The following is a 1,187-nucleotide window of genomic DNA, read 5'->3' on the forward strand; positions in this document are numbered from 1 at the left end:
TGGATAGGCTACACTTAGTTGGACAGAATTTTTAAGGTCAAGTAGACTACAAATAATACATTTGAGGAGAATCTACATGGCCAAAAGAGAACGTCGAACATTTACGGAAGAATTCAAACAACAGATCGTGCAGCTGTACCAAAATGGGAAACCAAGAAAAGAGATTATTCGTGAGTATGACCTGACTCCTTCGTCTTTAGATAAGTGGATAAGTCAAAGTCAGAACTCGGGTTCTTTTAAGGAAAAAGACAATGTAACCGATGAACAAAAGGAACTAATGGAACTCCGAAAGCGAAATAAGCAACTCGAAATGGAGAATGACATTTTAAAGCAAGCCGCGCTGATACTAGGACGAAAGTAAATGTGATCAAGCATAATCAACATAAATACTCGATATCAGCAATGTGCAAAGTCCTACAAATCCCTAGAAGCACTTATTATTATGAAGCGAAAGAAAGAGCTACAGAGGATGACATTACGTCCGGTGTGATCGACGTATTTCAGGCAAGCCGTCAAAATTACGGGACACGTAAAATCAAGGTAGAACTAAAAAAGCGTGGTCTCACTATTTCGAGACGAAGAATTGGCCGCATTATGCAAGAGCAGGGCCTTATCTCTACGTACACCGTAGCTCAATTTAAGCCTCATACAAAATCATGTAATGAATCCGAACAGAAAAATGAACTAAACCGTGCGTTCGACCAGAAAGAAGAACTGACAGTGGTCGTAAGCGATTTGACCTACGTAAGAGTCAATAAAAAATGGCATTACGTATGTGTATTTGTCGATCTCTTTAATCGAGAAATCGTAGGCTTCAGTACAGGTCCAAACAAAGATGCATTACTCGTCTACCGTGCATTTGCCTCCATCAAGGTTGACCTTCGTAAGATCCAACTTTTCCATACGGATCGTGGAAATGAGTTTAAAAATAAGCTGATGGACGATGCTTTAAAGACATTTCATATTCAACGATCTTTAAGTATGAAGGGCTGCCCCTATGACAATGCCGTAGCTGAAGCAACGTTTAAAATCATTAAAACGGAGTTTGTGAAGGGTCGACATTTTGATAGTTTGGAAGAATTAACAAGGGAAATGCAGGACTATGTCCACTGGTTTAATCACATACGAATTCATGGAACTCTGGGGTATGTAAGTCCAATAGAGTTCAAACTTGAACACCTTAAAAA

General features: G+C 39.3%; 1 protein-coding gene. It reads left to right on the plus strand.

All coding sequences use genetic code 11. From position 1 onward, the window contains the following. Positions 1 to 76: 76 nt before the first annotated feature. Positions 77 to 1,187, plus strand: a protein-coding gene (locus tag JMM81_RS22565) for an IS3 family transposase (protein ID WP_256243810.1) whose coding sequence is annotated in 2 segments (ribosomal slippage) — positions 77 to 326 and positions 326 to 1,187 — 1,112 coding nt annotated over the 2 segments. Because the reading frame shifts where the segments join, the coding sequence is not laid out codon by codon here. This gene is flagged as partial in the annotation.

The sequence above is a fragment of the Bacillus sp. V3B genome (assembly GCF_024494465.1).
Taxonomy (GTDB): Bacteria; Bacillota; Bacilli; order Bacillales; family Cytobacillaceae; genus Bacillus_BD.